Raw genomic sequence first — 18537 nt, forward strand, 5'->3', positions numbered from 1 at the left:
ATGAACGACTTCGATGCCTCGCCCTCGGCCGACGGCCTGTGGACCGGCCTGCGCCTGGCCTCCGATGCCGGCGTGCAGGCCGCCATCGTGGTGGAACAAGGGACCGTGCGCTGGGTCGGCCCGCGTGCCGAGCTGCCGGCGGCATTCGCATCGCTGCCCGCCCACGAGGGCGGCGATGCGCTGGTCACGCCGGGCCTTGTCGATTGCCACACGCACCTGGTCTATGGCGGCCAGCGCGCCAACGAGTTCGCGATGCGGCTGGCCGGCGCGAGCTATGAAGAAGTGGCCAAGGCGGGCGGCGGCATCGTCTCCAGCGTGCGCGCCACGCGCGAGGCCAGCGAGGACGAACTGTTCGCGAGCGCATCGCAACGGCTGCAGTCGCTGCTGGCCGAAGGCGTGTGCGCGATCGAGATCAAGTCGGGCTACGGCCTGGCGCTGGCCCACGAACGCAAGCAGCTGCGCGTGGCGCGCCGACTGGGCGCAGCGCATGGCGTGACGGTGCGCACCACCTTCCTCGGCGCCCATGCCCTGCCGCCCGAGTACGCGGGGCGCAGCGGCGACTACATCGACCTCGTGTGCGACGAGATGCTTCCCGCGCTGGCTGCCGAAGGCCTGGTCGATGCGGTCGACGTGTTCTGCGAGCGCATCGCGTTTTCGCTGGAAGAAACCGAGCGCGTGTTCCAGGCGGCGAAGGCCCTGGGCCTGCCGGTCAAGCTGCATGCCGAACAGCTGTCGGACATGGGCGGCGCCGCGCTGGCCGCGCGCTACGGCGCGCTGTCCTGCGACCACATCGAACACCTCTCGCAGGCCGGCATCGACGCGATGCGCGACGCCGGCACCGTGGCCGTGCTGCTGCCCGGCGCGTTCTACACCTTGCGCGACACCACGGTGCCGCCGATCGCCGCATTGCGCGCGGCCGGCGTGCCGATGGCGGTCTCGACCGACCACAACCCCGGCACCTCGCCCGCGCTGAGCCTGCTGCTGATGGCCAACATGGCCTGCACGCTGTTCCGCCTGACGGTGCCCGAAGCCATCGCGGGCGTCACGGTGCATGCGGCACACGCGCTGGGCCTGCAGGACACGCACGGCGCGATCGCTGCCGGTATGCCGGCGAACTTCGTGCTGTGGGACCTGAAGGAAGCCGCGGAACTGGCCTACTGGTTCGGGCAGCGGCCGGTGCGCGGCGTGGTGCGGCAGGGGAGGGTGGTGCTGTGAGCCGGTCTTGCTCCCTCTCCCTCTGGGAGAGGGCGGGGGTGAGGGCGTCAGCCTTGCACGACGCGCGCCCGATCCACCGCCCATGCCCTCACCCTGCCCTCTCCCAGAGAAAGAGGGAAAAGAAGGACGCTCTTCTCCAGCGACACCCATGACCCAATCCCTCATCGCAGCCCACGCCCTGCTACCCACCGGCTGGGCCCGCAACGTCCGCCTGGCCTGGAACGACCAGGGCCGGCTGACCCACGTCGAGCCCGACACCGACGCCGCGTCCACCACCCAGGGCCCGCTGATCCCCGGCACCCCCAACCTGCATTCGCACGCCTTCCAGCGCGGCATCGCGGGCCTCACCGAATTCCGCGGGGCCGAGGCCAGCGACAGTTTCTGGAGCTGGCGCACGCTGATGTACCGCTTCGCGCTGCGGCTCGACCCGGCGCAGCTCGAAGCGATCGCGCTCGGGCTCTATGTCGAGATGCTCGAAGCCGGCTACACGGCGGTGTGCGAGTTCCACTACGTGCACCACCAGGGCGACGGCCGGCCCTACGCCGACGATGCCGAACTCGCCCATGCGCTGATGCGCGCCGCGCAGCGCGCCGGCATCGGCCTCACCTTGCTGCCGGTGCTCTACCAGACCAGCGGCTTCGGCGCCAAGCCGCCCAACGAAGGGCAGCGGCGCTTCATCCGCTCGACCGATTCGATGCTGCGCCTGCTCGAAAGGCTCAAGCCGCTGTGCGACGCCCAGGGCGCGCGCCTCGGCCTGGCCCCGCACTCGCTGCGCGCGGTGCCGCCGGATGCGCTGCGCGAGGCGCTGGCCGGGCTCGACGCCATCGACGCCACCGCACCCGTGCACATCCACATCGCCGAGCAGACGCAGGAGGTCGACGACTGCATCGCCTGGAGCGGGCAGCGCCCGGTCGCCTGGCTGCTCGACCATGCGCCGGTGGACGCGCGCTGGTGCCTGGTGCACGCCACCCACATGGACGCCGACGAGTACCGCCGCGCGGCCACCAGCGGTGCCGTCGCGGGCCTGTGCCCGACCACCGAGGCCAACCTCGGCGACGGCCTCTTCGACCTGCCTGCCTGGCGCGCCGCGGGCGGCACGTGGGGCATCGGCTCCGACAGCCACATCTGCGTCAACGCGGCCGAGGAACTGCTGATGCTCGAATACAGCCAGCGCCTGGCCACGCGCCGGCGCAACGTCGCGGCCGAAGCGGCGCAGCCGAACGTGGCCACGGCCATGACGCTGGCGGCCGTGCAGGGCGGGGCACGCGCCTCGGGCCGTGCGCTGGGCGGCCTCGCGGTCGGGCAGCAGGCCGACTTCACGGTGCTCGATGCGGCGCACCCCGCGCTCGCGGGCCTCGATGCGCCCACCATGCTCTCGTCGCACGTCTTCGCGAGCCACCGCAGCAGCGCCATCGAGGCGGTCTGGGTCGCGGGCCGCCCGCGCGTGCAGGCCGGCCGCCATCCGCTGCACGACAGCGCCACCGCCGGTTTCATCGCCGCGCGCCGCCAATTGCTTCAGGAGGACCAGCCATGAGCTTCCACACCACCGAACCCGCCTTCCGCTTCCGCCAGGGCACGCGGCCCTTGCTGATCTCGATGCCGCATGTCGGCACGCACGTGCCGCCCGCGCTGGCCGCGCGCTTCACCGACGAGGCGCGCCAGGTGCCCGACACCGACTGGCACCTCGAACGCCTCTACGACTTCGCCGATGCGCTCGGCGCCTCGGTGCTGGTCGCCACGCACTCGCGCTACGTGATCGACCTCAACCGCGCGCCCGACGGCGCGAGCCTCTACCCGGGCCAGAGCGTCACCGGCCTGTGCCCGGTCGACACCTTCGACGACACGCCGATCTATGCAGCGGCCGACGACGGGCCCGACGAGGCCGAGATCGCCGCACGCCGCGACGCCATCTGGCACCCGTACCACGCCAAGCTCGGCGAGGAGCTGGCGCGCATCAAGGCGCGGCACGGCATCGCCGCGCTGTGGGATGCGCATTCGATCCGCTCGGTGCTGCCGCGCTTCTTCGAGGGCAAGCTGCCCGACCTGAACCTGGGCACCGGCAAGGGCACGAGCTGCGACCCCGCGCTCGCGCAGACACTGCGCGGCATCGCCGAGAACGCGCCCGGCTACACCGGCGTGCTCAACGGCCGCTTCACCGGCGGCTACATCACGCGCCACCACGGCCAGCCCGCGCACGACGTGCATGCGGTGCAACTGGAGATGACGCAGTCGAGCTACATGCAAGAGGCGCTGCCCTTCGACTACCTGCCCGAGGTCGCTGCCGGTGTGCAGCCGCATGTGCGGCGCATGCTGGAGGCCGTGCTGGCCTTCGTCGAGACGCCGCGTGGCTGAGTTCGCGGCCTTCATCGACGCGCTGGTCGCCGCGGCCGGCGCCGACGCGGTGCAGACCGGCGAGGCGATTCCCGCGCGCCACCACACCGACTGGAGCGGCGCGGCGCCGGTGCAGCCGCTGGCGCTGGTGCGCCCGCGCAGCACCGAGCAGGTCGCGGCCGTGCTGCGCGTGTGCACCGCGCACCGCGTGCCCGTCGTGCCGCAAGGCGGCCTCACGGGCCTGGCCGGTGCGGCCGTGCCGAACGCCGACGCCATCGCGCTGTCGCTCGACCGCATGCACGCGATCGAGGCCGTCGACACGGCCGCGTCCACGGTCACGGTGCAGGCCGGCGCCACGCTGCAGGCGGTGCAGGAGGCGGCGGCCGCGCACGGCCTGCAGTTCGGCGTCGACCTCGGTGCGCGCGGCTCCTGCCAGATCGGCGGCAACCTCGCGACCAATGCCGGCGGCAACGGCGTGCTGCAGTTCGGGATGATGCGCGAGCAGACCCTGGGCCTGGAGGTGGTGCTGGCCGACGGCACGCTGCTGCCGATGCTGCGGCCGATGATCAAGAACAACACCGGCTACGACCTCAAGCAGTTCTTCATCGGCGCCGAAGGCACGCTGGGCGTGATCACGCGCGCGGTGCTGCGCCTGCATCCGGCCCCGCGCGCCAGGGCCACGGTGCTGGTGGCGCTCACGGGCTTCGACGAGGCGCTGGCCTTGCTGGGCCGGCTGCAGGCGCGCTTCCCGGGCGCGGTCGCGGCCTTCGAACTGATGTGGCGCGACTTCGTGGCCGCGTCGCTGCAATGGCAATCGCTGCGCGAGCCCTTCGATGCGACGCATCCCTTCGCCGCATTGGTCGACGTGACGGGTGCCGACGAAGAAAGCCTGCGCACGGCCCTCGAGGAAGTGCTGGGTGAATCGATGGAAGCCGGCGAGGCGCGCGATGCGGTCGTCGCGCAGTCGCAGGCGCAGGCCCGCGCGCTGTGGAAGATCCGCGAGGCCACGGCCGAACTGCCGGCGAACATGCATCCGCCGATCAACTTCGACGTGAGCCTGCCGATGGCCGCGATCGGCCGCTTCGCCGAGGCCTGCCGGGCCGCGCTCGACGCGCGCTGGCCCGCCAACGTCTCGCTCTTCTTCGGCCACGTGGGCGACAGCAACCTGCACATCTCCACCGATGCCAGCACCGTCGACGGCGACGCGGCCGGCGTCGAGCGCATCGTCTACGAACAGGTCGCCGCCTACGGCGGCAGCGTGTCGGCCGAGCACGGCATCGGCACGCACAAGAAGCCATGGCTGGGCGCCAGCCGCACACCGGCCGAGCTGGCCGCGATGCGCGCCATCAAGCAGGCGCTCGATCCCCTCCACCTCCTCAACCCCGGCAAGGTCTTCGATCTCCGATGAACGCTCCCGCCCTCCATGCCTTCGCGCGGCCCGAAGTGCCGCCGCTGCCGGTCTACAACGCCGGCCTCTCTTCCGCTGCGGTGCGTGCGCGCTACGGCGTGAGCGACATCGCGCGCCTCGCGAGCAACGAGAACCCCTTCGGCGCGAGCCCGGCGGTCGGCCGTGCGCTGGCCGGCCTGGGGTCGACGGTCGGCAGCTACCCGGACGCGAACTGCAGCGCGCTGCGCGCGGCCCTCGCGCAGCGGCTCGGCTGCGCGCCCGAGGCCATCGTGGTCGGCAACGGCTCCGAGGACATCCTCCAGATGCTGTGCCAGGCCTTCCTCTCGCCCGGCGAGCGCGTGCTCACGCAGCGCCCGGCCTTCGGCCTGCACGAGATCTACCCGAAGATGATGGGCGCCGAGGTCGAACTGCTGCAGCTCACGCCTTCGCTCGAATTCGACGTCGACGCCTGGTGCGCGGCGCTGGCCCGCGGCCCGAAGATCGCCTTCATCGCCAACCCCTCGAACCCGGTCGGCTGCATGTTCGACACCGGCGACTTCGCGCGCCTGCTCGATGCGGCGGCACCGCAGACGCTGCTGGTGGTCGACGAGGCCTACGTGGAATACGCGCGGCTCGCGCCCGGCTACCCCGACGTGCTCGCGCTGCTGCGCGGCCGCGCGCAGCCCTGGATCGTGCTGCGCACCTTCTCCAAGGCCTGGGGCCTGGCGGGACTGCGCGTGGGCTACGGCATCGCGTCGGACCCGGCGCTGGTGCAGCTGCTCGACCGCGTGCGCACGCCCTTCAACGTGAATCAGGCGGCGCAGGTCGCGGCGCTGGCGGCCTGGGGCGACGAGGCCTTCATGGCCCACGCGGTGGCCCAGACCGTGCAGCAGCGTGAAGTCCTGGCCGGGCAGCTGCGCGCCTTGAAACTGCCGGGTCTCCGCATCGCACCCTCGGCCACCAACTTCCTGTTCCTCGACCTGGGCCGGCCCAACGTCCCGGTGAACGAGGCGCTGCTGGCGCAGGGCGTGATCGTCAAGCCGTGGAAGGACGCAGGCTTCGAGACCTTCATCCGGGTCTCGATCGGCACGCCCGAGGAGAACGCGCGCTTTCTGGCCGTGCTGCAAGCTCTTTAACCGCTTTCTACAATCGGGCACTATGAAGCCCGTCGTCTATACCCGTGGCCAGGCCTTGCCTGGCATCCTCGCCCAACGCATCGCCATCCTCGATGGCGCCATGGGCACGATGATCCAGCGCTTCAAGCTCACGGAAGCGCAGTACCGCGGCGAGCGCTTCAAGGATTTCGAGCGCGACGTGAAGGGCAACAACGAGCTGCTCTCGCTCACGCGGCCCGACGTGATCTCCGACATCCACGAGGGCTACCTCGCGGCCGGCGCCGACCTGATCGAGACCAACACCTTCGGGGCGACCACCATCGCGCAGGAGGACTACAAGATGGCGCACCTGGCGCGCGAGATGAACCTCGAGTCCGCCAAGCTCGCGCGCGCGGCCTGCGACAAGTTCAGCACGCCCGACAAGCCGCGCTTCGTGGCCGGCGCGCTGGGCCCGACGCCCAAGACCGCGAGCATCAGCCCCGACGTCAACGACCCCGGCGCGCGCAACGTGGATTTCGAATCGCTGCGCGCGGCCTACTACGAGCAGACCGAGGCGCTGGTCGAGGGCGGGGCCGACGTGATCCTGGTCGAGACCATCTTCGACACGCTCAACGCCAAGGCCGCGCTGTTCGCGGTCGACGAGTACTTCGACAACTCGGGCCACCGCCTGCCGCTGCTCATCAGCGGCACCGTGACCGATGCCTCCGGCCGCATCCTCAGCGGCCAGACCGTCACCGCCTTCTGGCACAGCGTGCGCCATGCGCGGCCGCTGGCGGTCGGCCTCAACTGCGCGCTGGGCGCGGCGCTGATGCGGCCCTACATCCAGGAACTGGCGCGCGTGGCCGAAGACACCTTCATCAGCTGCTACCCCAACGCCGGCCTGCCCAACCCCATGAGCGACACCGGCTTCGACGAGACGCCCGACGTCACCTCGCGCCTGCTGCACGAGTTCGCGGCCGACGGCCTGGTGAACATCGTGGGCGGCTGCTGCGGCACCACGCCCGATCACATCGCGGCCATCGGCAAAGCCGTGGCGCCGGTCCCGGGCCGCGCGCTGTTCTACCGCGAAGCGGCCTGAGGCCGGTCGCGGCGGGCCGGGCGGTTGGCGCCTCGGCCGATTGACAGGGCTTCGGCGCGGCGCCTACCCTGCACGGGAAGGAATCCCGACATGATGAACAAGCTTGCCTGGCGCTGGATCGGCATCGGCGCGATCGCCCTCTCTCTGCCGCTCGCGGCCGTCGCGCAGCAGGCCTTCACCCGCGGCGCGCTGAACCTGCGCGCCGGCCCGGCACCCGACTACCCGGTGGTCGCCACGCTGGGCGGCGGCCAGCCGGTCGACGTGATGGGCTGCACGAACGGCTACAGCTGGTGCGACGTGGTGCTGCCCGACGGGCTGCGCGGCTGGGTCTATGCGCCCAGCCTCGACTACGCCTACGAGCAGCAGCGCGTGCCGCTCGCGACCTACGGCGCGGTGATCGGCGTGCCGATCGTGGCCTTCACGCTGGGCAGCTACTGGTCGAACTACTACCGCGACCGGCCCTGGTACGGCGACCGCCGCTGGTGGGGCCAGCGCCCGCCGCCGCCGGTGCAGGGCTGGCGCCCGCCGCCGCCGCCGCGGCCCGAATGGCGGCCCAATCCGTGGCGCCCCGGCGGCCCGGGCGGCCCCGGTCCGGGCTTTCGCCCGCGGCCGGAGCCGCGGCCCAGCCCCGGTTTCCGGCCGCCGCGCGACGACGGCTTCCGGCCCCGGCCCGATCCGGGCGTGCGCCCGGTGCGACCGCCGGGTCCGCGGCCCGAGGTGCGGCCCGACCGGCCGCGTCCGCAGGCCCAGCAGCCGGGCGGCGGCCTCTACATCCGCGGGCAGGGCGGCCCGCGCGAAGGCGGCGGCCGGCCCCAGGGGCCGGGGCGCGGCGGTGAGCACCGGGGCGGTGGCGAGCACCGGGGCGGCGGCGGCGGCGGCGAGGGCCGCCACGGCCGCTAGGCCTTCTCGGCCCCCTTGTCGCGCGCGATCAGCGCGACAAAGCGCTGCGCGCCCAGCCCCAGCGGCCGCTCGCGCGACCACACCACGTCGACCCACAGGTCCAGCCCGTTGCTCAGGTTCTCGAACGGGATCTCCAGCAGCGCGCCGGCCGCCACGTGCGGCTTGGCGAAGTTGCGCGGCAGCCAGCCCCAGCCCAGGCCGGCGGTGATCAGGCTCAGCGCGGCCAGCGCGTTGTCGGTGCGCCAGACATGGCGGCCGAAGACGAAGCGCGGGTCGCTGGTCGCGAGGTCGCGGCCGGCCACCACGATCTGCCGCGTGTTGTGCAGGTGCTCCTCGCGCAGCCGCCCGCCGGCCGCGGCCAGCGCCGGGTGGTCGGGCGCCATCACCGCCACCATGGTGTCGCTCGCCACCTCCTGGAAACCTTCGCGGCCGTCGAGGCTGGGCCGCTCGAACACCAGCGCAAGCTGGGCCCGCCCGGCGTGCAGAAGCGCCAGCGCGTCGGCCTGCGGCGCCGCCAGCACCTCCACCTCGAGCAGCGGGTACTCCTGCGCCAGGGCGGCCAGGGCGCCGCTCCAGGGCGCGGCCAGCAACTCGGGCGCGATGGCCAGCGTCAGCCGGTTCTCGAGGCCCTGGGTCAGGGCCAGCGCCTGCACCTCCAGCTGCTTGAACTGCGCGGCCAGCAGGCGGGCCTGCGGCTCCAGCGAGCGCGCCGCCGCGGTCGGTTTGGGTTCGCGGCCGCTGCGGTCGAACAGGGGCAGGTCGAGTTCGGCTTCGAGGCCGGCGATCGCCATGCTGACGGCCGAGGGCACCCGGCCCAGCGAGCGCGCGGCGGCCGAGAAGGAGCCGTGGTCGAGCACCGCGAGGAACACCTGCAGGTTGTCGGAGGAAAAAGCCATGGGCGGCCGACCTGTCAATTCAACTGATAGAAGATGACTTTATATATCAGCCGTCGACACATAAAGTCCAGGCCTGTTCACCGAATTCTTCCGAGGTTTCTCATCATGCAAGGGCTCAAGCGCCGCGTCGTCTACATCACCCTCTACGAAGGCATCGCCATCGTGGCGGCCAGCATCGGCCTGGCGCTGATGTCGGGGCAGGGGCTGGCGCACTCGAGCGTGCTGTCGGTCATTGCCTCGGCCATCGCCGTGTGCTGGAACCTGACCTTCAACTGGCTGTTCGAGCGCTGGGAGTCGCGCCAGGCCGTGCGCGGGCGCAGCCTGCGCCGCCGCATCGCCCATGCCATCGGTTTCGAGGGCGGCCTGATCGCCTTCCTGGTGCCGGCCATCGCCTGGTGGCTGGACATCAGCCTCTGGGCCGCGCTGGTGATGGACCTGGGCCTGGTGGTCTTCTTCCTGGTCTACACCTTCGTCTTCAACTGGGCCTTCGACGCCATCTTCGGCCTGCCGGCCTCGGCCGTCGACCCCAAGGGCGCGCCGCAACCGGCCTGAGGCCGCCGGAACGGCCCGCCGCGGCGAAGCGCGCGGGTCGTGCACACTCGCTGCATGTCTTCTTTGGAATGGGCCGCGTCCGCCCTGCAGGCGTTCGATGCGGTGGTCCAGGCCAGCGAGGGCTTCCGTGGCCGCGAAGGCCAGCGGCGCATGGCCGAGCAGGTGGCGAACACGCTGGGCGCCGCCACGCTGGGCAAGGTCGATGACGAGGAGGCCGCCCCGCCGGTGCGTGCCATCGCCGTGATCCAGGCCGGCACCGGCGTCGGCAAGTCGCTGGCCTACTGCGCACCGGCCATCGCGCTCGCGCTGGCGCGCAACACCCGCGTCGTGATCTCCACCGCCACCGTGGCGCTGCAGGAGCAGCTGGTCCACAAGGACCTGCCCGCGCTGGCGGCGCTGCTGCCCCAACCCTTCCGCTTCGCGCTGGCCAAGGGCCGGGGCCGCTACGTGTGCCAGCAGAAGCTCGAGCGCCTGACCGGCATGGCCGGCGAACTGGACGAGGAAGACGAGGAGGAGGGCGGCTACGACCTGTTCGCCGACGAACAGGCCAGCGAAGCCGCGGCCCGCGCCACCCGCCCGGCGCACGAGGTCGAGGCGCGGCTCAAGTTCTACACCGGCATCGCGCACACGCTGTCGACCGGCGCCTGGGACGGCGACCGCGACACGCTGGACACGCCCCCCGCCGCCGAGGCCTGGCTGCCGATGGCAGCCGATGCCGCCTCGTGCAGCGGCAAGCACTGCCCCTCGTTCAGCCAGTGCGTGTACTACGAGCGCCGCAAGGCGCTGGTCGGCGCGCAGGTGATCGTGGTCAACCACGACCTGCTGCTCGCCTCGCTGGGCAACCGGCAGCTGCCCGAACTCGACAACTCGCTGCTGGTGCTCGACGAGGCCCACCACCTGCCCGCCACCGCGCTGGCCCAGTTCGGCTGCCGCATGGACCTGGGCCAGCACGCCTGGGCCGAGCGGCTGGCCCGGCGGGCGGTGCGCGTGGGCGTGCGCTTCGAGGTGACCGAGGTGGCCGACATCCCGACCCATGCCGCGCAGATGCGCCAGGCGCTGCAGGACACCGAGCGGCTGGTGATGGACCTGTACGGCGACACCCTGCGCGCCGGCCTCGACGGCCCGGCCGCGCGCGGCCCCGCGCGGGCCCGGCTGCCGCTGGGCGAACTGCCCGAGGTGCTGCAGGGCCCGCTGGGCCGGGTGGCGCATCACGCCTCGGGTTTCCTGGAGGCGCTGCGCGTGATCGCCAACGCCCTGCGCGCAGAGATGCGCGAGCAGCCCGCCATGGCGCGCAAGCTGTCGGCGATGTATGCCCAGCTCGGCGCGCTGGCGCCGCGCCTGGAGCAGATGCTCGACACCGCCCAACTGCTGCTGCGCGATGCCGCGCCCGACGCGGTGCCGGCCGCCAAGTGGTTCACGCTCGAGGTCTACGGCGAGCGCGAGGTGCTGCAGGCGCATGCGAGCCCGCTGCTGCCCGGCGCCACGCTGCGCCACCAGCTCTGGAACAAGGTGCGCGGCGCGGTGCTGACCTCGGCCACGCTCACCAGCTGTGGGCGCTTCGATTTCTTCCTGCGCGAATCGGGCCTGCACGGCGACGAGGCCGCGACCACGTTGGAGGTGCCCAGCCCCTTCGACTACGCGGCGCAGGGCCGGCTGATCGCGGTCGAGACCCGGGCCGACCCGCGCGATGCGGCCGGCTACGTGGCCGAGATGGTGCAGGCCCTGGTGCGCGACCTGGCCGAGGTGCGGCACGGCGCGCTGGTGCTGTTCACCTCGCGCGAGCAACTGCGGCTGGCGGTCGAGGCGCTGCCGGCGGCGCTGCGCCCGCGCGTGCTGCTGCAGACGGCCCTGCCGCGCCAGCAGCTGCTGGCCACGCACCGCCACCGCGTGGGCGAGGGCCTGCCCTCGGTCATCTTCGGCATGCAGTCCTTCGGCGAGGGGCTGGACCTGCCGGGCAAGCTGTGCGAATCGGTGTTCATCGCCAAGCTGCCCTTCGCGCCGCCCGACGATCCGGTGGGCGAGGCGCGCGCCGAATGGCTGCGCACCGTAGGCCGCGACCCCTTCACCGAGCTGGTGGTGCCCGCCACCGCGATCCGCCTGGCGCAATGGGTGGGCCGCGCGATCCGCAGCGAGGACGACCGGGCCAGCGTCTATTGCTACGACCGGCGGCTGGTGCGCACCTCCTACGGGCAACGGCTGCTGCAGGGGCTGCCGCCGTTTGCGCTGACGACGGTGCGGGCGGGGGAGGCGGCCGGGGAAGCGGCCGCGGCCTGAGGTATTTCTCCCTCTCCCTCTGGGAGAGGGCAGGGGTGAGGGCGTCAGCCTCACATCACGCGTGCCTGATCCACCGCCCATGCCCTCACCCTGCCCTCTCCCAGAGGGAGAGGGGAAAGAAGGCCCCCGCTGCAAGCCCCTCATCTGCCTCACACCCGGAATCCCGCCTAAAATCCCCACCCCCGAGGAGCGTTGCAGCGGCCGGCTTCACAGCCCCGCCAGGCTCGGGTCTGTCCCCGCAACGACGCTCACCTGAACCTTGTGCATCCAGGTGAGTTCCATGTCCGCTCCTTCCCCGTCCGCCGCTGCCGCCGAAACCGTTCCCCCGATGAAGCTGTCGGGCCTCGAGCCCGTGCTGATCGGCGACGGCACGCTGTTCGTCAACATCGGCGAGCGCACCAACGTCACCGGTTCCAAGGCCTTCGCGCGGATGATCCTCAACGGCCAGTTCGAGGAGGCCCTGGCGGTCGCGCGCCAGCAGGTCGAGAACGGCGCGCAGGTGATCGACATCAACATGGACGAGGCCATGCTCGACAGCAAGGCCGCGATGGTGCGCTTCCTCAACCTGATCGCCTCGGAGCCCGACATCGCGCGCGTGCCGATCATGGTCGACAGCTCCAAGTGGGAGGTGATCGAGGCCGGCCTGCGCTGCATCCAGGGCAAGGGCATCGTGAACTCGATCAGCATGAAGGAGGGCGAGGACCAGTTCCGCCACCATGCCAAGCTGCTGCGCCGCTACGGCGCCGCCGCGGTCGTGATGGCCTTCGACGAGAAGGGCCAGGCCGACACCTACGAACGCAAGATCGAGATCTGCGAGCGTGCCTACCGCATCCTGGTCGACGAGATCGACTTCCCGGCCGAGGACATCATCTTCGACCCCAACATCTTCGCGGTCGCCACCGGCATCGAGGAGCACAACAACTACGCGGTCGACTTCATCGAGGCCACGCGCTGGATCAAGCAGAACCTGCCCGGCGCCAAGGTGTCGGGCGGGGTGTCGAACGTGAGCTTCAGCTTCCGTGGCAACGACCCGGTGCGCGAAGCCATCCACACCGTGTTCCTGTACCACGCGATCAAGGCCGGCATGGACATGGGCATCGTCAACGCCGGCATGGTCGGCGTCTACGACGACCTCGAGCCGGTGCTGCGCGAGCGCGTGGAGGACGTGATCCTCAACCGCCGCCCCGACGCCGGCGAGCGCCTGGTCGAAGTCGCCGAGACCGCCAAGAGCGGCGCCAAGGACGAGAGCAAGCGCAACGACTGGCGCGGCACGCCCGAGGCGCCGGTCACGGTCGGCGCGCGCCTGAGCCATGCGCTGGTGCACGGCATCACCGACTTCATCGTCGAGGACACCGAGGAGGCCTACCGCGAGATCCTGGCCAAGGGCGGCCGCCCGCTGCATGTGATCGAAGGCCCGCTGATGGACGGCATGAACGTGGTCGGGGACCTGTTCGGCGCCGGCAAGATGTTCCTGCCGCAGGTGGTGAAGTCGGCCCGCGTGATGAAGCAGGCCGTGGCCCACCTGCTGCCCTACATCGAGGAAGAGAAGCTGCGCGACGAGGCCGCGGGCCGCGACGTGCGCACCAAGGGCAAGATCATCATCGCGACGGTCAAGGGCGACGTGCACGACATCGGCAAGAACATCGTCACCGTCGTGCTCCAGTGCAACAACTTCGAAGTCGTGAACATGGGCGTGATGGTCCCGTGCCACGAGATCCTGGCGCGCGCCAAGGTCGAGGGCGCGGACATCGTGGGCCTGTCGGGCCTGATCACGCCGAGCCTGGAAGAGATGCAGTACGTGGCCGGCGAGATGCAGCGCGACGACCATTTCCGCATCAAGAAGATCCCGCTGATGATCGGCGGCGCCACCACCAGCCGCGTGCACACCGCGGTGAAGATCGCGCCGCATTACGAAGGCCCGGTCGTCTACGTGCCCGACGCCTCGCGCAGCGTGAGCGTGGCGCAGTCGCTGCTGTCCGACCAGGCGTCGAAGTACATCGACGAGCTCAACGCCGACTACGACAAGGTGCGCCACCAGCACGCCAACAAGAAGCAGGTGCCGCTGTGGCCGCTGGCCAAGGTGCGGGCCAACAAGACGCCGATCGACTGGTCGAACTACACGCCCCCCGTGCCCAAGTTCATCGGCCGCCGCGTGTTCAAGAACTACGACCTGACCGAGCTGGCCAAGTACATCGACTGGGGCCCCTTCTTCCAGACCTGGGACCTGGCCGGGGCCTTCCCGGCGATCCTGAAGGACGAGATCGTCGGCACCGAAGCCGTGCGCGTCTATGCAGACGGACAGCGCATGCTGAAGCGCCTCATCGAAGGCCGCTGGCTCAGCGCGAGCGGCATCGTCGGCTTCTGGCCGGCCAACACCGTCAACGACGACGACATCGAGCTCTACACCGACGAGAGCCGCAGCGAAGTCGCGCTCACCTGGTACGGCATGCGCCAGCAGACCGAGAAGCAGGTGATCGACGGCGTGATGCGCCCCAGCCGGTGCCTGGCCGACTTCGTCGCGCCCAAGGAAAGCGGCCTGAAGGACTACGTGGGCATGTTCGCCGTCACCGCGGGCCTGGGCGTGGAGAAGAAGGAGAAGTACTTCGTCGACGACCTCGACGACTACTCGGCCATCATGCTCAAGGCCCTGGCCGACCGGCTGGCCGAGGCCTTCGCCGAATCGCTGCACCACCGCGTGCGCACCGACCTCTGGGGCTATGCGGCCGACGAAGCGCTGAGCAACGAGGACATGATCGCCGAGAAGTACCGCGGCATCCGCCCCGCGCCGGGCTACCCGGCCTGCCCGGACCACAGCGTCAAGCGCGCGATGTTCGAGGTGATGCAGTGCGCCGACATCGGCATGACGCTGACCGAGAGCCTGGCGATGACGCCGGCCGCCAGCGTGAGCGGCTTCCAGCTGAGCCATCCGCAGGCGGTCTACTTCAACGTCGGCAAGATCGGCCACGACCAGCTGGCCGACCAGGCCGCGCGCCGCGGCCAGCCCGAGAGCGAACTCGAGCGCCTGCTCGCGCCCAATCTCTGAGCCCTGTTCCGACGGGGCTTGCAAGCGCCGGCTGACGCGGCGCGCACGCGGAAGCGTCCATGCTGGCGCTGTCGCGCCTTTGGCGGCGCGCAGCAAAGGACATCCGCGATGGACAGCTTTTCTTCCTCCCCATCGGCCCCCGAAACGGCCCCGCGTTCCAGCGCGCCCAAGGCGCTCTGGGGCGTGATCGGCGCCCTGGCCGTCGCCGTCGCCGCGCTCGGCGGCACGCTGCTCTACCAGCAGGGCGGCCGCAACGCCGGCGCCCCGCCGACGGCCGCCACGCAGCCGCTGCATGCGCCGGACGACGGCACCCCGCCGCCGGCTCCGCTCGCGGCGGTACCGCCGGCGGCCATCACCGCACCGGCGCCCGTCCAGGCGCCGGCACCGGCCGCGCAGGTCGCGCCGCCGACGGCCGTGGCCGGCAACGGCGCGCCCGCCGCCGCGCGTCCCGCCGCGCCGGTCTGCACCGTGTGCGGCCGGGTCGAATCGGTGCAGGTCGTGAAGCGCGCGGCCCCGGCCACCGGCGTCGGTGCCGTGGCCGGCGGCGTGCTGGGCGGCGTGGTCGGCAACCAGTTCGGCCATGGCGGCGGGCGCACCGCCGCCACGGTGATCGGCGCGGTCGGCGGCGGCTACGCGGGCAACGAGATCGAGAAGCGCACCCGCACCGAGACCTTCTACCAGGTGCGCGTGCGCATGGACAACGGCGCGCTGCGCACGGTCGAGACGCGTACCGCGCCGCCCATCGGCAAGCCGGTCACGCTCAAGGGCCAGGTGCTGCGGCCGGCCGACGGGCGCATGGGATAAGGGACCCCGCTCAGCGCGCCGCCGACGGCTTGCGCCGCCGCGGCGCCTTCGCCAGGTCGCGCGGCGTGAGCACGAAGTCCTCGTTGTCGCCCAGCATCTCCGCCGCGAGGTCGATGAAGGCCCGCACCCGCGCCGGCTGCGCCACCCGGCTGCCGTAGTAGACGTACAGCCCCAGGTGCTCGGTGACGTGGTCGGTCAGCAGCGGCAGCAGCTGGCCCGAGCGGATCAGCGGCACCGCGGTCGCGCCCACCAGCTGCCCGATCGCTTCGCCCGCCACCACGGCCTGGGCCTCGAGGTCGATGTCGTTGGTGCAGAACACCGGTGCCAGATCACGTGACACGATCTCCTCGCCGACCTTGAATTCCCAGGGCATCACCTTGCCCGTGGCCGGGTGCCTGAAGCCGCTGCAGCGGTGCCTGGCGAGGTCGTCGATGTGCGTGGGCGTGCCGAAGCGCGCGAGGTAGGCCGGCGCGGCGCACACCACCAGCTGCACCGGCATGAGGCGCCGCGCGATCAGCCCGTCCTGCGGCGCGCTGCCCACGCGAAAGCCGATGTCGACCCGCTCCTCGACCCAGTTGCCGACCCGGTCGTCGAGCTGCACGTCGGGCTCGATCCGCGGGTGCCGGCGGCAGAATTCCTCGAGCACCGGCCACAGGATGCGCAGCATGGTCGCGCGCGGCGCCACGATGCGCAGCGGCCCGGCGATCTCCTCGCGGCCGCGGCGCGCGCCCTGCAGCGCCCGCTGCAGCGTGCTCAGGCCGGGCTGCGCGGCCTCGAGGAACTGGCTGCCTTCCTCGGTCAGGCTCAGCTTGCGCGTGGTGCGGTGGAACAGCCGCACGCCCAGGTGCGATTCGAGCTGCGCCAGCGCCTGGCTGGCGGCCTGCGGCGTGATCGCCTGCGCGGCCGCGGCCTGGCGCAGACTGCCCAGCTCGGCGGCCTGGATGAAGGTGGAGATCGCGCGCAGTTCGTTGAAGGCCATGGCTAGATTATCACGATTGCTTTGTCAATGAAGCCAAGGAATGTGGGCTATTCGGATGCGGATCGGGAACCTACATTGGCCTCATCGCAACCTTCCTGAAAGACCCGACATGACCGCCACCCCTGCTTCCACCCCCACCGGATTCCCGCGCGTCTGGATGATCACCGGCGCCTCGCGCGGCCTCGGCGCCCGCATGGCCGAAGCCGCGCTCGCGCATGGCGACGCCGTGGTCGCGACGGCGCGCGATGCGGCCTCCATCGCCCAGCGTTTCGGCGAGCACCCGGCGCTCCTGGGCGTGTCACTCGATGTCACCGACGAGGCGCAGATCGCGCGGGCCGTCGAGGCCGCGCTGGCGCGCTTCGGCCGCATCGACGTGCTGGTCAACAACGCCGGCTTCGGCCTGCTGGGCGCGGTCGAGGAGGCCACGGCCGACGAGGTGCGCAAGCTCTACGAGACCAACGTCTTCGGCCTGCTGAACGTCACGCGCGCGGTGCTGCCCGCGATGCGCGCGCGGCGCAGCGGCCACATCCTCAACCTGTCCTCGGTCGGCGGCCAGCGCTCGGGCCCGGGCTTCGGCGTCTATTGCTCGACCAAGTTCGCGGTCGAGGGGCTCAACGAGGCGCTGCACCACGAGCTCGCGCCGCTGGGCATCCACGTCACCGCGGTCGAGCCGGGTTATTTCCGCACCGAGTTCCTGGAAAGCACGTCGCTCACCGTGTCGCCGCGCCGGATCGCCGACTACGAAGGCACGGCGGGCCAGGTGCGCGCGGCCGCGCGCGCGATCAGCCTCAACCAGCCGGGCGATCCGCAGAAGCTGGCGCAGGCCGTGCTGGCGCTGGTCGCTTCGCCGACACCGCCGATGCGCCTGCCGCTGGGCACCGACACGCTCCAGGCCATCGGCGAGAAGATCGCCTACCTCGAGCGCGAGACCGCCGAATGGGCCGAGGTGGCGGCCTCGACCGACTATGCGCCGGCCTGAGCCGGCCGGCCGGGCGCATCGGCTTCGTTGAACAGCCGCTCGCACGCGAAGTCGACGAAGGCCCGCACCTTGGGCGACAGCTGCCGGCTCGACGCCCAGAGCGCCGAGAACTGGCCCTGGCGCACCACGTGCGGGCCCAGCACGCACTGCAGCTCGCCGCGGCCCAGCGCATCGCGCGCGAGGAAGTCGGGCATGTAGGCCAGGCCCAGGCCGGCCACCGCGGCGCCGAGCATGGCTTCCATGTTGTTGGTCGCCAGGCACAGCGGCAGTTGCGCGGGCAGGCCGGCCAGGTCCCATTCCTCGATCCGGCCGTCGGTCACGAACTTGTAGCGCAGGCAGAAGTGATGCGCCAGATCGGCCGGCGCCTGCGGCACGCCCGCGCGCGCCAGGTAGGCGGGCGAGGCCACCAGCACGAAGTTGAAGGGGCCGAGCCGGCGCGCCACCAGGCCCGAGTCGACCAGCTCGCCGCTGCGGATCGCCACGTCGACGTTCTCGGCGATCACGTCGACCAGCCGGTCGTTGAAGTCGAGGTCGAGCTCGATCTCCGGATAGCGGGCCTTGAACTCCGGCAGCACCGGCAGCAGGAAGCGGTAGCCGATGGTCGGCAGGCTCACGCGCAGGTGGCCGCGCGGCGTGGCGACCGCGTCCTGCATCATCGCGCGCGCATCGTCGAGCTCGTCGAGGATGCGGCGGCAGCGTTCATGGAACAGCGCGCCTTCGGTCGTGAGCCGCACCTGGCGCGTGGTGCGGTGGAACAAACGCAGGCCCAGCTGCGCCTCGAGCCGCGCCACGTTCTTGCCCACGGCCGAGGCCGAGATGCCCAGCTGCCGGCCGGCGCCCGCGAAGCTCAGCAGGTCGGCCGCCCGCACGAAGGATTCGAGTCCGCTGAAGCTGTCCATGGGTGCGAGGGGATTGGCAACCTGAGGTTGGGGGTGTGAGGAATCGGGCCGCTATTTTCATTGCATTGAATCCTTTCTATCTTCT

General features: G+C 71.5%; 15 protein-coding genes and 1 riboswitch. Of the genes, 12 read left to right on the plus strand and 3 right to left on the minus strand.

Annotated elements, in window-relative coordinates:
* The 7 genes from hutI (at nt 1) to QTI20_RS27980 (ending at nt 8026) form a co-directional block, all read left to right on the plus strand.
* On the plus strand, nt 1–1215 hold the full coding sequence (gene hutI, locus QTI20_RS27950; RefSeq protein WP_286555030.1) for an imidazolonepropionase: 1215 nt from the start codon (nt 1–3) through the stop codon (nt 1213–1215).
* A gap of 148 nt (nt 1216–1363) precedes the next feature.
* A complete protein-coding gene (locus QTI20_RS27955; protein WP_286555028.1) occupies nt 1364–2749 on the plus strand; it encodes a formimidoylglutamate deiminase in 1386 nt (461 codons plus the stop codon).
* Nucleotides 2746–3567: an N-formylglutamate deformylase gene (hutG, locus tag QTI20_RS27960; RefSeq protein ID WP_286555027.1), complete on the plus strand. Its 822-nt coding sequence runs from the start codon at nt 2746–2748 to the stop codon at nt 3565–3567. Before QTI20_RS27955 ends, hutG begins: the two co-directional genes overlap by 4 nt.
* Nucleotides 3512–4954 carry an FAD-binding oxidoreductase gene (locus QTI20_RS27965; protein ID WP_503011448.1) on the plus strand — a complete coding sequence of 481 codons (1443 nt, stop codon included), beginning with the start codon at nt 3512–3514 and terminating at the stop codon, nt 4952–4954. The genes hutG and QTI20_RS27965 overlap by 56 nt, the downstream gene beginning before the upstream one ends.
* Nucleotides 4951–6069, plus strand: a complete 1119-nt coding sequence (locus QTI20_RS27970; RefSeq protein ID WP_286555026.1) for a histidinol-phosphate transaminase — start codon at nt 4951–4953, stop codon at nt 6067–6069. The genes QTI20_RS27965 and QTI20_RS27970 overlap by 4 nt, the downstream gene beginning before the upstream one ends.
* A gap of 22 nt (nt 6070–6091) precedes the next feature.
* Nucleotides 6092–7126, plus strand: coding sequence for a homocysteine S-methyltransferase family protein (locus QTI20_RS27975; protein WP_286555025.1), 1035 nt, complete (start codon nt 6092–6094; stop codon nt 7124–7126).
* Between the two features lie 90 nt (nt 7127–7216).
* Nucleotides 7217–8026: an SH3 domain-containing protein gene (locus tag QTI20_RS27980; RefSeq protein WP_286555024.1), complete on the plus strand. Its 810-nt coding sequence runs from the start codon at nt 7217–7219 to the stop codon at nt 8024–8026.
* Here QTI20_RS27980 and QTI20_RS27985 read toward each other — a convergent pair.
* Entirely contained in the window at nt 8023–8922 is a 900-nt protein-coding gene (locus QTI20_RS27985) for a LysR family transcriptional regulator (RefSeq protein WP_286555021.1), read from the minus strand. The genes QTI20_RS27980 and QTI20_RS27985 overlap by 4 nt on opposite strands.
* Nucleotides 8923–9027: 105 nt before the next feature.
* On the opposite strand from QTI20_RS27985, the gene QTI20_RS27990 reads away from it, so the two are divergent.
* The 4 genes from QTI20_RS27990 (at nt 9028) to QTI20_RS28005 (ending at nt 15595) form a co-directional block, all read left to right on the plus strand.
* On the plus strand, nt 9028–9474 hold the full coding sequence (locus QTI20_RS27990; RefSeq protein WP_183028394.1) for a PACE efflux transporter: 447 nt from the start codon (nt 9028–9030) through the stop codon (nt 9472–9474).
* Nucleotides 9475–9528: 54 nt separating this feature from the next.
* Nucleotides 9529–11748, plus strand: coding sequence for an ATP-dependent DNA helicase DinG (gene dinG, locus QTI20_RS27995; RefSeq protein WP_286555018.1), 2220 nt, complete (start codon nt 9529–9531; stop codon nt 11746–11748).
* Nucleotides 11749–11928: 180 nt separating this feature from the next.
* Nucleotides 11929–12005: riboswitch (S-adenosyl-L-homocysteine riboswitch) on the plus strand.
* 23 nt (nt 12006–12028) lie between these two features.
* On the plus strand, nt 12029–14791 hold the full coding sequence (metH, locus tag QTI20_RS28000) for a methionine synthase (RefSeq protein WP_286555016.1): 2763 nt from the start codon (nt 12029–12031) through the stop codon (nt 14789–14791).
* Between the two features lie 108 nt (nt 14792–14899).
* Entirely contained in the window at nt 14900–15595 is a 696-nt protein-coding gene (locus QTI20_RS28005) for a glycine zipper 2TM domain-containing protein (RefSeq protein WP_286555015.1), read from the plus strand.
* A 10-nt stretch (nt 15596–15605) separates the two neighbouring features.
* Here QTI20_RS28005 and QTI20_RS28010 read toward each other — a convergent pair whose 3' ends face one another.
* Entirely contained in the window at nt 15606–16574 is a 969-nt protein-coding gene (locus tag QTI20_RS28010) for a LysR family transcriptional regulator (RefSeq protein ID WP_286555014.1), read from the minus strand.
* A 109-nt stretch (nt 16575–16683) separates the two neighbouring features.
* Between QTI20_RS28010 and QTI20_RS28015 the strand changes: the two genes are divergently transcribed.
* Nucleotides 16684–17553: an oxidoreductase gene (locus QTI20_RS28015; protein WP_286555011.1), complete on the plus strand. Its 870-nt coding sequence runs from the start codon at nt 16684–16686 to the stop codon at nt 17551–17553.
* Here QTI20_RS28015 and QTI20_RS28020 read toward each other — a convergent pair.
* The gene (locus tag QTI20_RS28020; RefSeq protein ID WP_286555008.1) at nt 17538–18452 is read right to left on the minus strand and encodes a LysR family transcriptional regulator; all 915 of its coding nucleotides are present in this window, start codon (nt 18450–18452) and stop codon (nt 17538–17540) included. The two genes, QTI20_RS28015 and QTI20_RS28020, sit on opposite strands and share 16 nt — an antisense overlap.
* Nucleotides 18453–18537 lie beyond the last annotated feature (85 nt).

This window comes from Variovorax sp. J2P1-31 (genome assembly GCF_030317215.1).
GTDB lineage: Bacteria > Pseudomonadota > Gammaproteobacteria > Burkholderiales > Burkholderiaceae_C > Variovorax.